The organism is Brevibacillus thermoruber 423, assembly GCF_000454065.1.
GTDB classification, from domain to species: domain Bacteria; phylum Bacillota; class Bacilli; order Brevibacillales; family Brevibacillaceae; genus Brevibacillus; species Brevibacillus thermoruber.
In genome coordinates this window covers 208290-228558 of the sequence record NZ_KE695652.1, presented here as the reverse complement: position 1 = coordinate 228558, position 20269 = coordinate 208290, and the positions used below count along the sequence as shown (strand labels likewise).

At 61.3% G+C, this 20269-nt stretch carries 18 protein-coding genes and 1 pseudogene; 2 read left to right on the top strand and 17 right to left on the bottom strand.

What is annotated here, in order from left to right:
- Positions 1–51: 51 nt before the first annotated feature.
- The 7 genes from M516_RS0115645 to M516_RS0115615 form a co-directional block, all read right to left on the bottom strand.
- On the bottom strand, positions 52–1977 hold the full coding sequence (locus M516_RS0115645; RefSeq protein ID WP_029099947.1) for a stage V sporulation protein D: 1926 nt from the start codon (positions 1975–1977) through the stop codon (positions 52–54).
- Positions 1978–2045: 68 nt separating this feature from the next.
- Complete coding sequence (locus tag M516_RS0115640) at positions 2046–4466, bottom strand: penicillin-binding protein (RefSeq protein ID WP_029099946.1); 2421 nt, start codon at positions 4464–4466, stop codon at positions 2046–2048.
- 143 nt (positions 4467–4609) lie between these two features.
- The gene (gene ftsL / locus M516_RS23635; RefSeq protein WP_081656566.1) at positions 4610–5083 is read right to left on the bottom strand and encodes a cell division protein FtsL; all 474 of its coding nucleotides are present in this window, start codon (positions 5081–5083) and stop codon (positions 4610–4612) included.
- 37 nt (positions 5084–5120) lie between these two features.
- Positions 5121–6056, bottom strand: a complete 936-nt coding sequence (gene rsmH / locus M516_RS0115630; RefSeq protein WP_029099945.1) for a 16S rRNA (cytosine(1402)-N(4))-methyltransferase RsmH — start codon at positions 6054–6056, stop codon at positions 5121–5123.
- Positions 6057–6142: 86 nt separating this feature from the next.
- Positions 6143–6574: a division/cell wall cluster transcriptional repressor MraZ gene (gene mraZ, locus M516_RS0115625; protein ID WP_029099944.1), complete on the bottom strand. Its 432-nt coding sequence runs from the start codon at positions 6572–6574 to the stop codon at positions 6143–6145.
- A gap of 150 nt (positions 6575–6724) precedes the next feature.
- On the bottom strand, positions 6725–7984 hold the full coding sequence (locus tag M516_RS0115620; protein ID WP_029099943.1) for an adenosylhomocysteinase: 1260 nt from the start codon (positions 7982–7984) through the stop codon (positions 6725–6727).
- A 121-nt stretch (positions 7985–8105) separates the two neighbouring features.
- A complete protein-coding gene (locus M516_RS0115615; RefSeq protein WP_029099942.1) occupies positions 8106–8981 on the bottom strand; it encodes a LysR family transcriptional regulator in 876 nt (291 codons plus the stop codon).
- 121 nt (positions 8982–9102) lie between these two features.
- On the opposite strand from M516_RS0115615, the gene M516_RS0115610 reads away from it, so the two are divergent.
- On the top strand, positions 9103–10368 hold the full coding sequence (locus M516_RS0115610) for an APC family permease (RefSeq protein ID WP_029099941.1): 1266 nt from the start codon (positions 9103–9105) through the stop codon (positions 10366–10368).
- Positions 10369–10449: 81 nt separating this feature from the next.
- On the opposite strand, the gene M516_RS0115605 is transcribed toward M516_RS0115610, so the two are convergent.
- From M516_RS0115605 to M516_RS0115580, 6 genes are all read right to left on the bottom strand, one after another.
- Positions 10450–10995: a hypothetical protein gene (locus M516_RS0115605; protein ID WP_029099940.1), complete on the bottom strand. Its 546-nt coding sequence runs from the start codon at positions 10993–10995 to the stop codon at positions 10450–10452.
- A 208-nt stretch (positions 10996–11203) separates the two neighbouring features.
- Positions 11204–12253, bottom strand: a complete 1050-nt coding sequence (locus M516_RS0115600) for an S-layer homology domain-containing protein (protein WP_029099939.1) — start codon at positions 12251–12253, stop codon at positions 11204–11206.
- Positions 12254–12493: 240 nt separating this feature from the next.
- Complete coding sequence (gene bshC, locus M516_RS0115595) at positions 12494–14116, bottom strand: bacillithiol biosynthesis cysteine-adding enzyme BshC (RefSeq protein WP_029099938.1); 1623 nt, start codon at positions 14114–14116, stop codon at positions 12494–12496.
- Positions 14117–14228: 112 nt separating this feature from the next.
- Entirely contained in the window at positions 14229–14786 is a 558-nt protein-coding gene (locus M516_RS0115590) for a helix-turn-helix domain-containing protein (RefSeq protein WP_029099937.1), read from the bottom strand.
- A 51-nt stretch (positions 14787–14837) separates the two neighbouring features.
- The gene (locus M516_RS0115585; protein WP_029099936.1) at positions 14838–15257 is read right to left on the bottom strand and encodes a DUF3397 domain-containing protein; all 420 of its coding nucleotides are present in this window, start codon (positions 15255–15257) and stop codon (positions 14838–14840) included.
- Positions 15241–16215 (bottom strand): ketopantoate reductase family protein, encoded by a 975-nt coding sequence (locus M516_RS0115580; protein WP_029099935.1) that lies wholly within the window; start codon positions 16213–16215, stop codon positions 15241–15243. Before M516_RS0115580 ends, M516_RS0115585 begins: the two co-directional genes overlap by 17 nt.
- 189 nt (positions 16216–16404) lie before the next feature.
- On the opposite strand from M516_RS0115580, the pseudogene M516_RS24870 reads away from it, so the two are divergent.
- A pseudogene (locus M516_RS24870) lies at positions 16405–16629 on the top strand (LysR substrate-binding domain-containing protein); the annotation flags it as partial.
- Between the two features lie 115 nt (positions 16630–16744).
- Here M516_RS24870 and M516_RS0115575 read toward each other — a convergent pair.
- The 4 genes from M516_RS0115575 to M516_RS0115560 are packed head-to-tail and all read right to left on the bottom strand — an operon-like array spanning position 16745 to position 20262.
- On the bottom strand, positions 16745–18283 hold the full coding sequence (locus tag M516_RS0115575) for an acyl-CoA carboxylase subunit beta (protein WP_029099934.1): 1539 nt from the start codon (positions 18281–18283) through the stop codon (positions 16745–16747).
- 15 nt (positions 18284–18298) lie between these two features.
- On the bottom strand, positions 18299–19072 hold the full coding sequence (locus M516_RS0115570) for an enoyl-CoA hydratase (protein WP_029099933.1): 774 nt from the start codon (positions 19070–19072) through the stop codon (positions 18299–18301).
- Entirely contained in the window at positions 19069–19998 is a 930-nt protein-coding gene (locus M516_RS0115565) for a hydroxymethylglutaryl-CoA lyase (protein ID WP_029099932.1), read from the bottom strand. Before M516_RS0115565 ends, M516_RS0115570 begins: the two co-directional genes overlap by 4 nt.
- Positions 19999–20049: 51 nt before the next feature.
- A complete protein-coding gene (locus M516_RS0115560; RefSeq protein WP_029099931.1) occupies positions 20050–20262 on the bottom strand; it encodes an acetyl-CoA carboxylase biotin carboxyl carrier protein subunit in 213 nt (70 codons plus the stop codon).
- Between the last annotated feature and the right edge of the window lie 7 nt (positions 20263–20269).

Here is a 20269-nt window from a genome sequence, read left to right as displayed (position 1 = left end):
TGAGGCTCCCGTGAAGCCTCCCCACCCCGCTTCCGAAATCTCATTGTATAGCTAATCGGCCGATTTGTCACCCAGATGGATACGAATTTTTGAGCCTTCCTCGATTTTTACTCCCGGGGCAGGCGACTGGCTGATCACGTGGGTTCCCTTGCCGGAGACGACCAGCGGCAGCGTGTCGTAGGTGGTGACTACTTCCTGCATCGAAAGTCCTACCATGTTGGGCACTTCCACGTAACGCGTCTGGCCGAGGGCGGGATTGTACTCCCGCGCGATGCCGTTCTTCCGTTTCGGCACGCCCATATGCTGCAGCGACGATTCGATAATGCTTTTGACGCTTGGCGCGGCGATCAGCCCCCCGAAGGCGAGCGCCTTGGGGTTGTCGACGGCGAAATAGACCAGAATCTGGGGGTCGTCCGCCGGCGCGAAGCCGATAAAGGAGACGATGTACTCCCCGTTAACGTACCTGCCGTTTTTTACCTTCTGCGCCGTACCGGTCTTGCCGCCGACGCGGTAGCCCTCGATGTACGCCTTGTTCCCCGTTCCGCGCGCCACGACGCTCTCCAGCGCGTAGCGAACCTTGGCGGATGTCTCAGGCGTGATCACCTGGCGCACCTCGGTGGGAAGCGTCCTGCCCACCACGTCATGGGTCACGCTGTCCCGCCACTCTTTGGCCACATACGGCTTCATCAGCTTGCCGCCGTTGATCGCCGCAGCCACGGCGGCCATCTGCTGGATCGGCGTGACAGACACGCCCTGGCCGAACGAAGTGGTGCCCAATTCCACCGGCCCCACCCGGTTCATGTGGAACAGCAGGCCGTTTTCCTCCCCGATCAGATCGATGCCCGTCTTTTGCCCAAAGCCAAACTTTTTGATGTAGTCAAACAGCCGCTCCTTTTGCAGCCGCTGCCCCATCGTCACAAACCCCGGGTTGCAGGAGTTTTCCACCACTTCCAGCATGGTTTCCTGGCCGTGCCCCTGCCGTTTCCAGCAGCGCAGCCGCTTTCCGGCGACGACGATATAGCCAGGATCGTAGAACCCTTCGTTCAGGCTGACCACGCCTTCGTTCAGCGCGGCAGCCAGGGTCACGATCTTGAACGTTGATCCGGGCTCATACGTCTTCCAGATCGGCAGGTTGCGGTTGTACACCTCGGACGGATAGTCTTTGTAACGGTCGGGCTGAAAGGTGGGGCGGCTGCCCATGCCGAGAATCTCGCCCGTCTTTGGATTCATGGCGATCGCCAGCACGTCGTCAGGCTGATAGGCGACCATCGCCTGATCCAGCTCCCGCTCGATAAACGACTGAATCGTGCTGTCGATGGTCAGGTACATGTCCATCCCGTCGACCGGGGCGACATACTGCTCCTCCCCGCCGGGCATCGACTTTCCCCGCGCGTCGGCCAGGTACGATACGTAGCCGGGCTGGCCTTTGAGATACTCGTCGTACAAGCGTTCCAGACCGGTCAGTCCCTGGTTGTCGATCCCGGTAAAACCGAGCAGATGGGCGGCCATCGTGCCGTGCGGATAGAAGCGCTGGGTATCTTCCACCACCTCGATGCCGGGCAGGTTCAGCTCCTGAATCTGCTTGGCTTTCTCCGTGGAGATTTTCCGTCCTCCCGGCACGCGGTTAATCATCTCTCGTTTCGTAATGTCCTTGTAGACCTTTTCTTCGTCCTGGCCCAAAATGACCGCCAGCTTCCGCGCCGTCTCGCGCGCATCTTCCAGTTGGACCGGGATGGCCATGACCGTGGGAACGCTGATGTTGGTGACCAGTTCGTCGCCGTTGCGGTCGAGAATGCGTCCCCGCTTGGCTTCGAACGGAATGTTGCGGTTCCACAGCTTCAACGCCTTGTCCTGCAGCCAAGGCCCCTGCACCAGTTGCACGTATCCGAGACGGGTGATCAGCGCGGTGTACAGGACGATGCCGATCACCAAGGCGACAAAAATGCGGCGGCGCACAGTTACATTGGATACCCGCAAAGCGAGTCCCCCCTCACGGCGTAGGTTGTCTCTTTCCTACCCTATTCGCGGGGGGGACGGGTTAGAACTTACGGCGCCGGGGTTGTCCCGCCTGCCGGGACGGCGCCGGCATCCGGCTGTCCGCCCGGCGGCGCCTGACCTGCCGAGCCGGCTGTACCCTCCTCTGCCGCCGAAACCGGCGCGGTTGACGCGGCTCCCGATGCCCCGCCGGGCGGGGCGCCTCCTGTCGGCGCTCCGGTCGCGGCGGGCGTCTGCGGCAGTTGGGAAGCGGGCTGCAGCGTTACCTGCAGCTTTTCGCCTCCGTTGAGCACGGTGCCGGGCTTGATGCTCTGCTGGGTGACAAAACCGGTCCCGACCTGCGTGACCTGGATGTTCAAGAGCGAGGCGAACTCCATCACGTCACGCAGCGACCTGCCGGTAAAGTCCGGCATTTTCGCCCCTTTGACCCGATCCGTCACGAGGATCACGCGGGTGCCGGTGGGCACTTTTTCATAAGCAGCCGGGAACTGGCTGACGATCTTCGTGCCGGTTCCGACCACGTTCACGTCCAACTGGTCCTGCTGGGCCCGAAGCTGTGCGGCCGTCGTGGACATGCCGACCAGCTTGGGCACTGTCAGCTCCTTGACGGGCTGTACCGGCGTCAGGGAAGCGGCCGCCGCGGTCGTCTTGTCCGACGCCTGCTGCACCTGCTGCAGGTCGGGCTTTAGCTGCAGATACTGCAGGCTGCGCCCCATGACGGATGTAAAGATCGGCGCCACCACCTTGGCGCCCCACGTCCGATACGACTCGCCCACCTGCGGGTCGTCCACCACGACGTAGACGAGCAGGCGCGGATTGTCCTTGGGCGCAAAGCCGATGAAGGAGACGATGTAGTGGCCTTCCATGACCTGACCGTTGTCCGGGTTGTACTTCTGCGCCGTACCGGTCTTTCCGGCGACGTGATAGCCTTCGATCTTGTACGCTTTCCCCGTACCCTCATCGGCTGTGACGACCGTCTCCAGAATGTCGCGCACCTGCTTGGCGGTCGATTCCGTCACCACCCGGCGGACCACTTCCCGCTCGTTGCGCTTGACCACTGCGCCGGTGTTGGGATCGCGCAGTTCCTTGACGATGTGCGGCTTCAAAAGCTCGCCGCCGTTGGCGATCGCTCCCACCGCCATCACCTGCTGGATGGCCGTCACAGTCACCCCCTGGCCAAAGGTGGTAACCGCGACGTCGCGGGGCGAACGCGGATTTTCCAGGTTGTTCAGGTTGCCGGCCTTTTCGTTTGGCAGCTCGATGCCGGTAAGCTGGCCCATCCCGAAGTCCTTGAAGTACTTTTTCAGACGGTCCTGCTTCAGCCGGTCGTACCCCAGGATGACAAAGGCGACGTTGCTGGAGCGCTGCACGCCTTTGAGGAAGGTGATCGTGCCCCAGCCGGCCCCGTTGTTGTGGTCGCGGATCGGCGGACCGGGAATTTTCCTGTATGTACCCGACTGGTAGGTTTCATTCGGGTTGAACAGTCCCTCTTCGATGGCGGCCGCCAGCGTGATGATCTTGAACGTGGAGCCCGGTTCAAACATGCTCGTGACGGCGTGGTTGGTGTAGTTGGGAATCCCCTTGTAATACTCGTTGGGGTTGAACTGCGGCCGGTTGCCCATGGCCAGGATTTCGCCCGTGTTGGGATCGCTCACGACCACCGTCATGCCCTTCGGCTTGAACTCCTGTTCCGCCTTGTCCAGCGCCTGCTCCACGTAGCCCTGGATCGTCCGGTCGATCGTCAGGTAGACGTTGAGGCCGTCCTTGGCCGGTTTGTACTTGCGCTCCCCGTCCGGGAGCTGATATCCCAGCCTGTCCGTCAGCACCTGCATCTCGCCCTTTTCGCCGCGCAGTTCCTTGTCCAACTGCAGCTCGATGCCCATGCGCGGCGTGCCTTCAAAGTCCAGATAGCCGAGGACGTGGGTGGCAAAGCTGTCGTTGGGGTAATAGCGGCGGGTGGTTTCGATCAGCGTGATGCCGGGAAGCTGGTTCTCATCCACCTTTTGCCCGTTCGGCAGCGTCGGGTACTGCAGGGCGAGAATGCGGCTGCGCTGTTCTTCCGTAATCTTGTTGCCCCAGCGGCCCAGTTCCACCACTTTGGCGGTGGGGTTCGTCAGGTATTTGAGCAGTTTGTCCACCGGCGCGTTCAGAATGGGCGCCAGTCTGGAGGCTGTGTAGTACGGGTCTTTGACGTAATCCTGGTCCTTCTCGTCCTGCGGCTTCAGCCTGGCGTTTACCGTGTACGCCTTGCCTTCGAAGGCCAGCTTCTCGCCGTTGCGGTCGAGAATCTCTCCCCGCTTGGGCTTCAGCGTTTTTTCCATGTCGTCCCATTGGATTTTGGCGTAGTCCAAAAGCTTTGCCGCTTCCACGGTCTGAAGCCACCAGAGGCGCACCGTCAGGCCGGAAAACAGCAAGATGGTGCAGAGCGCCAGAAGCAGGATCCGCCAGTTGACGCGTCGTTTCGTGTCCATGCCCTCTCCCTCCAACACGACGGATGATGGCCGCCCCGCCGTGCAGGGGGGCGGCTAAAAAGAAAAGCTTCTCCGATCCCCTGTCGGTGAAGCTGATGTCAGCATGTTGAACCTGTGAGTACGGCCGTATCCGCATGTCCCCGTCAGGAATTCGTCTTCGGCGGAGCGGGCTGTTTCGTCTTCGCATTTTGGTCATTCGGCATGGGCCCGTTAGCCGGGCTCGTCTGCGGCGATCCCTGCCGCGCGGACTTCCCCTTGGGTTGACCGATGAGGTGCACGGCTTCCGGATTGTAAACCATTCCCATTTTTTGCGCTTCCCTGAGAATCCGGTCGCTGTTGCTCAACTGCTCGACCTGCAGCAGCAGCGCGGCGTTTTGCTCCTTCGTTTCCTTGATCTCTTTTTTCAGGCGCTGGATTTCGTAGTTGTACTGCGAGATTTGCGAGTAACGGACGCCGACCAGACCCACTCCCGCCACGATCAGCGAGATCAACAGCAGGTACAGCAGCTTTTCCTTGGTCGGAATGGACGGTTTGATGCGGATGGTTCGCTTGGTTTTGGTCACGGTGCGCGACTTTTCCAGTTCCACCGCAAGATTTCCCCGGTAGTAGTAGCTCATCTCGGTCTCCCTCCTTTGCGTGCAAGCCCGCGGGGCCTTACAGTTTTTCCGCCACCCGCAGCTTGGCCGAACGGGCCCGCGGATTGGCCGCCAATTCCGCTTCCGAAGGCAGAATCGGCTTTCTCGTTATGATTTTGACAGACGCCTGGTTCCCGCACGTGCAGACGGGAAACGACGGCGGACAGGTGCAGCCTTTGGCAAAATCCTGAAACACCTGCTTGCAGATCCGATCCTCCAGCGAATGAAACGTGATGACGCTGACTCTCCCCTGGGGCCGAAGCAGGCCGATCGCGTCCACGACCGCCTCGCGGAATGCATCCAGCTCGTCGTTGACCGCGATCCGGATGGCCTGAAACGTGCGCTTCGCCGGGTGGGGTCCACTCCGGCGGGCCGCCGCCGGAATCGCTTCCTTGATCAGCTCCACCAGCTCCCCGGTCGTCCGCACAGGGGCGTGTTTGCGCCGCTGTACGATTTGCCGGGCAATTCGCCGCGAAAATTTCTCTTCGCCGTACTCCCAGATGATCCGGGCCAGCTCTTCCTCGTCCCACTCGTTGACGACGTCGTAGGCGGACAGCGGCGCATCCTGATCCATCCGCATGTCCAGCGGCGCATCGGCATTGTAGCTGAAGCCGCGCTCCCCCTCGTCCAACTGGGGGGAGGAGACCCCCAGGTCAAACAGCACGCCGTCCACGCCGTCCAGCCCGAGGTCGCCCACGACGTCTCGGATCCGGCGAAAGTTGCTTTTGACCAGCGTCACCTTATCGATGTAGGGAGCCAGCCGTTCACGGGCGTTGTCCAGCGCCCAGTCGTCCTGGTCGATGGCGATCAGGCGTCCGCCTGCGCCCAGCCGGGACGCGATCAGGCTGCTGTGTCCCGCTCCGCCCAGCGTGCAGTCCACATAGACGCCATCCGGCCGGATATTCAGCCCGTCTACGGCTTCCTCCCTGAGTACGGTCACATGATGAAACGACAAAGGTTGTCACTCCCGATTCAAACGCGTAAGAAAAGGGTTGGCTGCCTTTTCAAACCGGATATTTTGCGCTGCCTGGACTCATGCTGTTACAAGTTGAAATCCACCAGCTTTTCGGCAATGTCCCCAAACGAACCCTCCGACTGAGCGAAGTACTCTTCCCAGCGCTCCTTGCTCCAGATCTCCACGCGGTTGGAGACGCCGATGACGACGCACTCCTTTTGGATGTCGGCGTACTGGCGCAAGGTGGGCGGTATGTTTACCCTTCCCTGCTTGTCCCACTCGCATTCGGTCGCGCCGGAAAAGAAGAACCGCGTGAACGCGCGGGCGTCGGCCTTGGTAAAAGGGAGCGTCTTCAGCCGCTCCTCCAGCACTTTCCACTCTTCCATCGGGTAGACAAACAAACATTGATCGAGGCCGCGGGTAATGACGAAGGACGTGCCGAGCCCTTCACGGAATTTGGCAGGGATGGTCAATCGGCCTTTTTCATCGATGCTGTGCTGATATTCACCCATGAACACGGCCGCTTCCCCCACTTTCCTCCCACTGGACTCCACTTTCCCCCACTTTTCCCCACTTGCTGCCTAGTTGTTATTATAAAAAAAAATCCTGCTTTTGTAAGCAGGATTTTTTCGCTGTTTTTCTCGCCGGACTTGGACGGGTTTCACGGATTATTCGACCCAACTGTCCAGGTATGCTTTCTGTTCCTCGGTCAGTTTGTCGATGCCGATACCCAGCGCCTCCAGCTTGTAGCGCGCCACCATTTCGTCCAGCTCGTACGGAACGTTCAGCACGCGCTTGCCGATCGATTGGTAGTTTTTGTTTACGTATTCCAGGGAGACCGCCTGGAGGGCAAACGTCATGTCCATGATTTCCGCCGGGTGGCCGTCGCCCGCCGCCAGGTTGACGAGGCGTCCTTCCGCCAAGAGGTACAGTTTTCGACCGTCCGTCATGACAAATTCCTCGATGTCTTTGCGGACCGTGCGCTTCGATTTCGACAGTGCTTCCAGCTCCACCTTGTTCACTTCGACATCGAAGTGGCCGGCATTGGAGAGGATCGCCCCGTCTTTCATCACTTCGAAGTGCTCTTTGCGGATCACGTCGCGGTTGCCGGTAACGGTGACGAAGTAGTCGCCGTGCTTGGCCGCTTCGCTCATCGGCATCACTTCAAAGCCGTCCATGTACGCTTCGACCGCCTTGATCGCGTCCACTTCGGTCACGATCACTTTCGCCCCGAGGCCTTTGGCGCGCATCGCCACGCCTTTGCCGCACCAGCCGTAGCCGACGACGACCACGGTTTTGCCGGCGACGACCAGGTTCGTCGTGCGGTTGATGCCGTCCCAGACGGACTGTCCGGTACCGTAGCGGTTGTCAAACAGATATTTGCAGAACGCGTCGTTGACCGCCACCATCGGGAATTCCAGCTTGCCCTCTTTTTCCAGCGCTTTCAGTCGCAGGATCCCGGTGGTCGTCTCTTCCGCGCCGCCGCGAATCTGGGCGAGCAGATCGCGACGTTCGCTGTGCAGGATGGTCACCAGGTCGCCGCCGTCGTCTATGATCAGGTCCGGCCGGGTCTCCAGCGTTTTGATCAGGTGCTCCTTGTACTCGGCCGGCGCCGGATTGTACTTGGCAAATACGCGGATGCCGTCTTCCACCAGGGCCGCGCAGACGTCGTCCTGCGTGGAGAGCGGGTTGGAACCGGTAATCGTCACTTCGGCGCCGCCCGCCTGAATCACTTTGGCGAGGTACGCCGTCTTCGCCTCGAGGTGAAGCGAGATGGCCACTTTCAGGCCGGCAAACGGCTTTTCTTTTTCAAACCGCTCCCGGATGCGGTTCAATACCGGCATGTGCTCCTTGACCCAATCGATCTTCAGATGACCGCTGGGCGCGAGCGACATGTCTTTTACAATGCTTTCAGAAACCATCGTCATGACTGATGAACCTCCTTCATCTCAAAACACCTTACGTCCTATCTTATCATACGCATGTGCGGGCCATCATCCCCCAATTCCCGTCGGTTCCACATTTGCCATGTGCCGCCAGCAATCCGGACTATTCCGTCAACAGTTCCACAAAGCGGCGCAGCGCCTGCGGCATCCATTTCTTCTTGTGGTAGACGATCTGCCGGTAGACGCGGATGTCGGGATGGGAAAACGGCAGGATGGCCAGCGTGCCTTTGCGCGCCTCTTCCTCCACGGCGATCCGGGGCACCAGGGCGATGCCCAGACCGTACGCCACGCACTGCTTGATCGCTTCCAGGCTGCCGAACTCCAGCGCGTTCTCAATCGTCGCGCCGCAGTCGCGCAGCACCGCTTCCAGCATCGAGCGGTAGCTGCAGCCCGCCTCGGTAAAAATCCAGTTCTCTCCGGAAAAGTCGGCTGCCTCCACCCGCTCCCGGCGGGCCAGCGGATGATCGGGGGCGGCGATGACCACCAGCGACTCCTCCCCCAGGTTGATACAGGTCAGCTCCGGCTGGCACTGCAGCCCATCCAGCACCACGGCAAAATCGTAGGTCCCCTCCTTTACGCCCTGGCGCAGGTCGTGGCAGATACCCGGATGCAGCATGACGCGCATGCGCGGCTGTTCCTGCCGAAACCGGCGCAGGATCGGCGGCAGGTAAAAGGCGGCCAGCGATTCCACCGTGCCGATGGACAGCGTCCCGGCCAACTGCGCCTGTTCCGAAAGCTGGGCGCGCGCCTCGTCCAAGAGCGCCAGCATCTGCTCGCTGTAGGCCAGGAGCGCTTCGCCGGAATGCGTCAGCCTGATTTTCCGTCCCCAGCGCTCAAACAGGACGACGCCGAACTCCTGCTCCAGGTTTTGAATCTGCGTCGTGACGCTCGACTGCGCGTAGCCCAGCACTTCTGCGGCGCGGGTAAAACTCTGCCACTTGGCCACTTCGCGAAAGGTTTGCAGATAGCGGATATCCATGGCTTCCTCCTTTTTATCGAAAAGTCCGATTCAAACTATCAAATATTATAGATAACTCCGATGATACGGTCTATGCTACACTACGTGTGCATATGACACTGTGCAAAGTGAGGGATCGCCCATGGAGAAAACGTCGGCGAACGCGGCCGGTCTGTCGAAGACGCTGTCGCTGCCGCAAATCGTCGCGCTGTACATCGGGGCCGTCCTCGGGTCGGGGGTGCTGTTGATCCCCGGAATGGCCGCCGAAAAGGCCGGCCCCGCCTCTATCCTGGCCTGGCTGTTCATGTCGGTGCTGGTGGTGCCGATGGCCGTGACCATGGGACTGCTGTCCGCCCGCTATCCCAGTTCCGGCGGGGTCTCCACGTTTGTGCGGATGGCCTACGGCGACCGCTTCGGCAACATGGTCGGCTGGTTTTTCCTGCTGTCCGTGCCGATCGGCGCCCCGATCGTCGCGGTGACCGCTTCCAAATACGCGGCCGTCCTCCTCAAGTGGAGCGACGCGCATGTGTACGCGATGGCGGCGCTCATCCTGCTCACCGTCCTGATCATGAACACGTTTGGCCTGCAGGTGGCCAGCCGCGTGCAGACCGCGGTGGTGGCGCTGATTCTGGCGATTCTGGTGCTGGCCGTCGCCGCCGCGCTGCCGCATGCGTCCGTTTCCCACTTCACCCCGTTTGCCCCCCACGGCTGGCTGAGTGTGATAAAGGCGGCGGGATTATTGTTCTGGTGCTTCATCGGCTGGGAGGCGGTGACGCACCTCTCCGAAGAATTTGTCGATCCTCGAACAAACGCCATTCGCGGCGTGCTGTGGAGCGCCGGCATCGTGGCCCTGCTGTACGCGGCCGTGGCGCTGATGACGGTGGCTACCCACAGCTACGGCAACGGCTTGTCGGAGGCCTCGCTCAGCGTGATGGTGCAGTTGTCGTTCGGACCGGTCGGCGGGTGGGCCGTGGCGGTCACCGCCCTGTTTATCTGCGTCGCGTCGGTGAATGCCTACATCGGGGCCGCTTCCCGGATCGCCTATGCCCTGTCCCGGGAAGGGAGCGCTCCCCGCTGGTTCGGCCGCCTGCACGCCACCTACCGGACGCCGGTGGGGGGATTGGCCTTCCTGGCGTGCTGCTTTGCCGCCGTTCTCGGCGTGCTGTTCCTGGGATGGGTTGATCTCGCCCGGCTGATCGAACTGCCCAACGCCACGTTTTTTGCCACCTACATCGGCGGGTGTATCGCCGGCGTGCGCCTCCTGCACGACAGCCGGATCGGCCGGGCGGCCGCGTGGACGTCGCTGGCGGTCACGGTCACCCTCTACCCGTTTTTGGGATGGTCGGCCCTGTATCCGCTGGTGATCGCCGCCGCCCTCCTGCTGTGGGAAACGCGAAAAAAAGAGTAAGGCGTGCTCGCCTTACTCTTTTTTCAAATCGGTAAGAAGAAAAGGGAGCGTTCTGAACGCCCCCGAATCACCTGTGCTTTTTCATTTATAGATGTAGTCGATATAGGCGGAAATCCATGTCACATCCGCATTTCTGGACCTGGCGTACTCGCTCCAACAGGACGCAAATGCGTCCATATCCAACGGCCAGCGGGGATAGAAACGCCTAAACGCCGCCATAAATTCGCTGGAGCCGCCCACAACGGCGTGATCTTCAGCGGACAGGATGACGCCCCATCGGCCGGAACGTGAATGCGTTTTCCAGCACGATCGTGGTATCCCGGTACGCTTGGTACGGGCATGCTGCGCTCGACTTCCAATGGGTAGCGCGTTCGGGATTCGTCTGTCAAACCCATCCGGCATTTCAATTTCGGACACGTAAAATTCCGTATCGTCAGTGAACGCAGCAGCCTGCACCAGCGCGTGATACTGCTCTTCCGTCAGGTGCATTCCCTCAATGGGAAACACGATCAATTTCTCAGCGATATGGCGCTGGTACATGGGTTCAAAAGGAGACGTGCCGAGAAAAATCCGTTCATAGCTGGCCTTGAGCTCCTGCCATTTGCTGACGTCTGTTACGGGCAGCACACAGTTCCCCCCACGCTTCGAACGTTGCGCCGGATCCCGTCGCCGCCGAGGGACCGGCTTCTTCGGAATGGCTTCCCTTCTCCGTTTGCTCGGCCGGGGCCGTTTCGCGTGCGGAACATCACCTGCGCAGCCTGCTCCCGTCTGTTGCGGCCGCCTCTTTGTCTGTCAGAAAAGCCCGTCGTTCCGCCGCCCGCAGCCCCGTGATTCTCTATTCGTCTTTGCCGATCAACTGAAAGGTTTTGCCGTCTTTGGATGAAAGGTAAAACGTCTTGTCCACGCTTCCGCCCAGATCCCCGGCGTAATACTGCACGGTCATCCGGTACTTGTCCGGGCCGATTTTGGCGTAGTAGATCAGCTCGTCAAACCGGGGGAAACGGATGAAATCGTACACCTCGTACCTCATGAACGAAAAGTGTTCCTGCAAAAACTTCTCCGTCACCGGCAGCTTGCGCTCGCGCACGTACCGGAGGAGATCGTCAAAACGGCGGATCTTTTGCTGATCCATCACGTCCTGCACAAACGTCCGCACCGCCTGCGTCATCGCCCGCTGCTCGTCCGGCGTCACCCGTCCCGGGTAGAGCTCGGCGATTTTCTGTTTGACCCGCCCCAGCAGCACGACCGCCTGCGCACGGCTGACCGCTTCGCCGGGGCGAAACGCACCGTCCGGGTAGCCGGTCATCACGCCCAGCTTGTAGACGGGGTAGACCGTCAGCACCCGGGATTCGTCGGCAGGGGAGATGTCGGTAAAAAATCGGACCTTGGTCCCGCGGTATTTCTCTCCTTCCGACTGGTGCCCCAGCGCGGCCAAAAGCAGCCGTGCCGCCTCCAAGCGGTTCAGCGTGTCAAACGGCTTTCCCGTCGGAACGATGCCCGCCGCCAGCAGATGAACGTACGTGTTTTCCGACCAGCGTCCGCGCACGGCGGACAGATCGTGTTCGCGCGCGACCGCATCCGCCTCGTGGCCCTCGAACGGCGGCAGCACCCGTTCCACCAGCGCCATGAACTGCTCCTGGGTAACCGGCTCGTCGGGCCGAAACGTCCCGTCGGGAAATCCGCGCAGCAGGCCGGACTTGGCCGCCTCGGCGATCTCCCATGCGGCCCAATGGCTTTGCGTATCGGCAAACACGCCGTTCGGCGGCCCGCCTTCCGTCCGGGCCGCAGCCGTTGCCGTGCCGCCCGCCCATCCGGCCAGCACGGCCGAAACCGCCAGCGCCAATCCGGCCAACAGCCGCATTCCTCGCCGCATACTGCGCTGCATGTCGCCACGACCACCTTTCGCAGGTTTTCCGCCTGTCACTTGTATGACGCAAGGGGGCAAAAAATGTTTCGACAACAGAGACTAACACCTTTTTCCATTCGACAGCAAACGGGCTGGCTCACGCCCGCTGCGACACCGCCGGACGCGGGCCACCGCGTGATGCCGGCGGCGGTCCGGATGAACATGCCGAAGCTCGAAAAATGGCCAAGCCCCAAAGGCTTGGCACTGCAGTCCGTGCGTTTACAGATAGATGACCTGATGCGTGCCGTCGTGCACAAACGGCGCTTCCACCAGACGGTCGACCAGGTCGAGTCCGTGCTTGTTGGCAAAGGGAACAAACGACAGCTTCCGCTCCTGCCATGCTCCCTCGGGAAGGAGCGCCGCCTCCAGCCGCCGCACGCGCACCCTGCCCACATCTTCCCGCTGGTCCAGCGAGCGGAGCAGCCGCTTCTCCAAAAAATCCACCTGGGCCATCAGCATGCCCACATTCTTTTCGGCCAACTGACGCATGCCCGGTTCCAGGCGGACGACCTCGTCCACGAGCGGACGGTAGAGGTCGAGCAGGGCTTCCCGCACCTCTTCGAAGCGTCCGGCCAAGGGGTGTGGTTCCCGCCGCGCCTCCCATTCCGCTTTCCACCCGGCAAAATCCTTCAGCATCCGTTCGACGGTCAAGCCGCACTCGCGCAGCAGCCGCTCCATCGCCCCTTCCACCAGGGTGACCGACAGGCGGGGCAGCACGATCGGCAGGCGAAGCCCAAAGTGTTCAAACACCTCTTTGAAATACGCCCAGTACGCCACTTCTCCCGGCCCCGCCACAAAGGCGAGCGTGGGAAACAGATGCTCCTGCATCAGCGCGCGGGTCACCACATTGGCGCTGAAGCGCTCCGGCTCCGTCTCCGCCAGCCGCATCAGTTCCTCCCGGGTGTAGCTGCGGCGCCGCGTCACGAAACGTTCGCCGCGGCGCTCCAGGAGCAAACGGTCCCCGTCCTCGTAGAGAAACAGGTTGGCCTGATGCGCCTCCACCTGAAGCTGCAGCGGGTATCCGGCCGCTCCAATCCGTTCGGCGGCGTCCAACAGCAGGCTGGCCAGCCGTTCGTTTTGTTCGAGGATCGCGCGGAACATCGGCTGTTCCAGCTTGCGGACAAACGGCAGGCTGGACTCCACCAGCACCAGGCCGTGCTTGCCGAACAGGCGGGCCATCAGGCGGGCGAACCAGTCCGTCACCGTCTCGGAGGCAGCCAGCGATTCTTCCAGCAGATCCCGAATGACGGCGGTTTCCGCCGTTTCCGTCTGGTCGGCAAAAAAACCGGCCAGAAAGCGGCGGCACTCGTCCGGGTCGAGGGGCAGCATGCTGGCCGACGGACGCCCTTTGCGCGGCAGAGCCAGCCGCCCTTTGCGCAGAGCCGTCCCCCCCTCCGCCAGCCAGTAGAGGTGGTCAATTTCGTCAATATCGTGGTCTTCGCCGGCAATCCAGAACACCGGGACGACCTCCGTCTGCAGTTCCGCCGACAGCCGTTTCGCCGCCTGCACCAGGTGGACGGCTTTGTAGATCGTATACAGCGGCCCCGTCAGCACCCCGGCCTGCTGGCCGCCGACGACGACCAGCGTCTGCGTACATCGCAGCCTTTCAATCTGCGCCAGCGCCTCCGGGTGATTGCCGATCTGGCTGTTGTAGGCATACAATCCGTCCGCCAGTTCTTCCCGGTGCGGGATCGGCCGGGCCTTGAGCCACGCGATCCGCTCCCGGTACGAATCGGAACGGTAGGGATGGTACGCAAAAAATTGCAGCGCATCGGCTTTTCCCTGCTGGTACGCATCGGCCAGCGGGTTCGCCAATGGAAGCGCAACGCATTCAATTTTCATCGATGCTCACCTTTCTTACGCCATGTCACTGCAAATTATACCATGCCCCCTTCCCGTAAAAAACAAGACAACCCGTCCCATGGATTGTCAAAGTGCTGTCGGATGTGCTGTCTCAAAATTGCGGCGGTGTCACCGACCAGATCAGCACGGCCTCGCTGTCTCCGGTATTTTCGATGGTGTGGGCTTTGGAACTGTCAAACGAGATGCTGTCGCCCGCTTCCAGTTCATGCTCCTCGTCGTTGAAGCGCGCCGTCACGCGTCCCTGGATGACGACGAAACACTCTTCGCCTTCTGCCTGCACAAACTTGTCCGCCGCCATCTGCCCCGGCTTGAGCCGCACTTCCAGCATGCCCAATTTGCCGCTGCCGCCGGCGGAAAGCAGGCTGTAGGTGCCGGTCGATTCGGGGAAGATCATCTGTCTGCGCTTCTCTTTGCGGGTGACGTGTACCTGCTTCTGGTCGATGTCCTCGAAAAAGTGAATGATCGACGATTCGAGCGCTTTCGTGATCTTCCACAGCGAATCCAGCGAGGGCTGGGAAATGCCGCGCTCCACCTGGCTGAGCAAGCCCTTGCTCAGTCCTGTCTTGTTGGCCATGATTTCGAGCGTGAAGCCACGCTCTTTCCGAATCGTTCGAATCTTGTGCCCAATCGACTCGATGGGAAGCCGCATCATTGTCCTACCTTCTTTCTTTTCAGGATATGTATCGGTACCGCCGGTGATTCAGACGACGCTCATCGTCTTGACGATCCCCATCGCAAAGAGCACCACGTAAACCAGTCCAAACAGGGGAAACGACAACCGCCACGCGGAAAAACCGGCCTTCCGCAGGGAAAGTTTTCCCTTCCACTTCACCTGCAGCCAGCTCAGCAAGCCAACGGTCACGAGGAAAAACACGGTCACCCACCACCAGGCGGACAGCGCGTGCGGCCAGATCACGCCATAGGCGGCCACGACGGCGCGAATGAACAAAAAATTCGTGATATTTACCGCCCAGCGGCCCGCCAGCCGCCGGTCCCGTTTCCACGCGTGCACGATCAGATACGCCAGCGGAAACCCGAGAAAAGGAAAAACGGTAAGCAGGGCCCACACATGGGTCAGCGCTGCCCAGACGAACGACCAGAGATTACCCAGAACGGTCATGTGCCGCCTCTCCTTTCGCGGTTTCCATGCCTGATTTCAGGAGCACGGCGCGCAGCAGCGTTTCGTGCAGCGGAACGGGCGTTCCGGTCCGTTTCCCCTTTTCCACGAGGTACCCGTTGATCGCGTCCACTTCCGTCCGGTTGTGCCGTCTGATATCCTGCAGCATGGAGGAAAGATTCCGGGAAGTATTTCGGCAAATGGATACAATTTCCTGCCAGTCCGCTTCGTCAATTTTTTGACCGCAGCGGTTGGCCACGGCGGCGGCTTCGTCAAACAATTCCCGCATCAGCCTGAGCGTGTGCGGCGAATCGAGCAGCATGCCGTTGGGAATCTCGAACAACGCGGTCAAGGGGTTGATCAGCGCGTTGGCCAGCAGTTTGCGCCAGGCGTACGGCTCGACGGCGTCCACGTATTCGGCGCGGATGCCGCAGCGGTTGGCCCAGGCGACAAACGCGGCAATCAGCGGATCGCGTACAGGCTCAGCCGTCCAGGGTCCGACGCGCAGGAGGCCGGTGCCGGTGTGTTCCACGTCGGTCGGCGACAGGTGGCGCGCCCCCTCCGTATTGATGGCGTAAAAACGCTGCTCAGGCGCCAGCGCCTCCGCCAATCGCTCGTGATGGCCCATGCCGTTTTGCAGGGCCAGCACCCGCGCCGAGCGGGGCAGTTGGCGCAGCAGCGGCAGCAGCTCGGCGATGGCGGTCTGCTTGACGGCCAGCAGGTAAAGATCGCCGGCCGGCAATCCGTCCTCAATCGGAGAAGCGTTGACTGCGACCGTTTCCCGCCGGCCGTCCAGCGTGTACAGGGACAGCCCGCGTTCGCCCAGCAGCGCGGCCTGCTCGCGGCTGCGGGTAACCAACTCGACCGACTGGCCGTTCAGCAAAAAACGGGCCGCGTACAGCAGTCCCACGGAACCGCCGCCGATTACCACCGGGTGGAAAGTTATCGCTTCCGACTGCATTTGTTCACCTACATTAATCAATACTTATCTCAAGAATAGCAGGTTTGCGGCGAATCTTCAATTGAATGTGCGCAAAAGGTCAAAATTATCGAACATTTTACTTCCGGACGGTCACGTCAGAACAAGTGCTTACAGCAGCAGCCATTCGGAGTGAAAATAACGTCAAGCCAAAAAATCCTCTCAGGTTGAGAAGAAGTCGCTACCGCAGCAGGGCTAGTCGCCGCTGGACTGGGCGTGTCGCTCCTCCCCGATGTAGGATTGGACAAGAGTAACATCGTTTATATTCCTATCCGGCAGCCAGCGTGCAAACGTGTGATAGGGATTGCGTTTAGTAAGGAACGATACTTGTCGCCAGCAGCCTCACAATTCAAACAGTTTGTGATTGACCATTTTGGTAGGATGGAATCGATTTGAGGTTGAATAGTTGTTCTTGAGTATTCTGCCCGTTAGTTGAATAACTGCGACACAGCCCGTTTTTCACACAAAAAAACAGACTGCCTCCTCGCCGAAGACAGTCTGTTTGGCGCGTCTACACTGGATATACCGGGTGCTTGCGCTCCGAGAAGATTTGCCGTTTGCTGCCGTAGACGCCGAAGCGGCGGATCAGCTCGCCGCGCAGTTCGCTCGGCGGCACGATCGCGTCCACGATCAGGTTGGAGGCGAGCAGGTAGATGTCGATATCCTGCTGGTACTCGCGCCGTTTTTCCATGATAAACGCCTGCCGCTCCTGCGGGTCTTCAATCGCCTGGATCTTGTTGCTGTAGACGGCGTTGACCGCCGCTTCCGGCCCCATCACGGCGATCTGCGCGCCGGGCAGCGCCAGGCAGGCGTCCGGTTCAAACGCCGAGCTGGCCATCGCGTACAGGCCGGCGCCGTACGCCTTGCGCACGATCACGGAGATCTTCGGCACGGTCGCCTCCGCCATGGCCGCGATCATTTTCGCCCCGTGCCGGATGATGCCGGCCCGCTCCACGGCCGTGCCGATCATGAAGCCCGGGACGTCGGCGAGAAACAGCAGCGGAATCTGAAAGGCGTCGCACAAGGTAATGAAGCGGGCCGCCTTGTCGGCCGAATCGACGAACAGCACGCCCCCCTTCACCCGCGGCTGGTTGGCGACGATGCCGACCGGCTTTCCGTCCAGCCGGGCAAAACCGGTGATCAGCTCCTGGGCGAACAGCTTCTTGATCTCGAAAAAGGACCCCTCGTCCACCAGCGCATCAATCAAGTCGTACATGTTGAAGGGCGTGTTCTGGTTTTCCGGCACGATCTCGTTGATGTCCCGCGCATCCGGCTTGGGTGGCCGGGCCGCTTCCACAGGCGGCTCTTTCGTGTAGTCGGCTGGGAAAAAGCCGAGGTAACGGCGGGCGGCCTGAATCGCTTCCTCTTCATTGGCCGCCAGAATGTCGCCGCAGCCGCTCACCGAGCAGTGCATGCGGGCGCCGCCCAGCTCCTCCAGCGTCACCTTTTCGCCGATCACCATTTCCGCCATGCGGGGAGACCCGAGGTACATGCTGGCGTTTTTGTCCACCATGATGACCACGTCGCAAAACGCCGGAATGTACGCCCCTCCTGCGGCGGAAGGGCCAAACAGGATGCAGACCTGGGGAATCTTGCCGGAGAGCTTCACCTGGTTGTAAAAGATCCGGCCCGCCCCCCGCCTGCCGGGGAACATCTCCAGTTGATCGGTAATGCGGGCGCCGGCGGAGTCGACCAGATAGATCAGCGGCACGCGCATTTTCTCCGCCGTCTCCTGGATGCGGATGATCTTTTCCACCGTCCGCGCTCCCCACGAACCGGCCTTGACCGTCGAATCGTTGGCCATCACGCAGACGGTCCGCCCGTTTACTTTGCCGATGGCGGTCACAACCCCGTCGGCCGGCAGGTCGCCCGCGGTGAAATTGGCAAACAAGCCGTCTTCCACCATGAACTCGCCGTCAAACAGCAGCTTCAACCTGTCGCGGACGAACAGCTTGTTCTGCTCCTTCAGCTTGGCGTGGTACTTTTCCTCGCCCCCCTGCTCCACCTGGGCGATCCGTTCTTTCAGCGTCTGTTCCAACTGCTTGCTCATCTGCCGTTCCTCCCGTCATTCTCCGCGATATACCGGTTTTCGCTTTTCCCTGAACGCTTCCAGCCCCTCCAGCCGGTCGCGGGTGGGGATCAGCACCTGGTAGGCGCTGCTCTCCATCGCCAGTCCCGTCGCCAGATCGGCCTCCATCCCGTAATCGATGGCGAACTTCGCCTGGGCGAGCGCAAGCGGCGCGTTGGCGGCCATCTCCTCGGCCAGCGCCAGCGCGGACGCCATCACCTGGTCTGGCGGAGCCGTGCGGTTGACCAGCCCGATCGCCAGCGCCTCCTCGGCGTGGACGCGGCGGGCGGTAAAAATCAGTTCCTTGGCCTTCCCCTTGCCGATCAGGCGCGGCAGCCGCTGTGTCCCGCCCGCTCCTGGGATGATGCCGAGCGACGTTTCCGTCAGCCCCATCTGGGCCGACTCGCTCATCACCCTGAGGTCGCAGGCCAGGGCCAGCTCCGTTCCGCCGCCCAGCGCCACGCCGTTGATTGCGGCGATGACCGGCTTGGGCAGACGCTCCAGCTCGCTGAACGTGTCCCGGATGGTGCGGATGTAGAGCTGCACCTGAAGGTCCGTCATCGTGCGCCGCTCCTTTAAGTCGGCGCCGGAGCAGAACGCCTTCTCCCCCGCGCCGGTCACAATGACGGCGCGAATCTCCCTATCCGCATCGATCTCGGCAATCAGCCGTCGCAGCGTGAACAGCGTCTCCAGGTTCAGACAGTTGTACACCTCGGGCCGATTCAGCGTCAGCACGCCGACGGCCCCCTCTTTTCGCAGCAGCACGCTCATGCCGTATCCCCTTCCGCCTCTTTCTTTGCGCAGGTTTCCGCCTGCGCCAGGCTGGCCGCAAGCACCTTGGACGGCAGGGGGCGACCCAACTGCCGCTGGATGTAGCTGCCCGCCTCGATCAGCTTCTGCAGATCCACGCCGGTCTCATAGCCCATGCCGTGCAGCATGTAGACCAGATCTTCGCTAGAAATGTTGCCGGTCGCCCCCGGCGCGTACGGGCATCCCCCCAAGCCGCCGATCGAGCTGTCAAAGGTGCGGATTCCCTCAGCCAGCGCAGCCGCCACGTTGGCCAGGCCCGTTCCCCGGGTATCGTGAAAGTGACCGGCCAAGCGTTCGCTCGTAACATCGTTCACAAGCACCGCGAACGTCTCCTGCACCTGGCGGGGCGTGGCCACGCCGATCGTGTCGCCGATGGAGACTTCGTAGACGCCCATCGCGAGCAGTTCGTCCGTCACCCGCCGGCTGTTGTCCAGCGGAACGGCCCCTTCATACGGGCAGCCGAAGACGGTGGAGACGTATCCCCGCACGCGCATGCCCAGCGCCAGCGCTTCCCGCGCCACTTCCCTGAGGACGGGGAAGGTTTCGCTGATGCTCTTGTTGATGTTCTTGCGGTTGTGCGTCTCCGAGGCGGACATGAACACGGCCACCTCCGTCACCCCGCACTCCCTGGCCCGCTCCAGCCCGCGCAGATTGGGCACGAGCGCGCTGTACGTCACGGCCGGGCTGCGCGGCAGTTGGCGAAAGACGTCCGCCGTGTCGGCCAACTGGGGAATCCAGCGCGGATGGACGAACGAGCCGGCCTCGATCCGGCGCAGTCCCGCCTCGGCCAGCAGGCCGATCAGCCGGATTTTCGCCTCGGTCGGCACCGTTTGGGTTTCGTTTTGCAGGCCGTCACGCGGCCCTACTTCTACGATCTGCACCTGCATGCAGGCCACCTGCCTTTCCTAGCGGGCGCTCAGTTTGGAATCATTCCAAAACTACTCCAGAACGAGGATGACATCGCCGTCGTTGACGAAGTCCCCGACATGCACTTTCACTTCCGCCACTTTGCCGTCCGCTTCCGCCTGGATCGGCACCTCCATCTTCATCGACTCCAGCACGACCACGTCCTGGCCGGCGTTCACCTGGTCGCCTGCCTGCACCAGCACGTTGATGACGGTTCCTGCCATGGATGCTGTCACGTTTTTCATCGCTTTG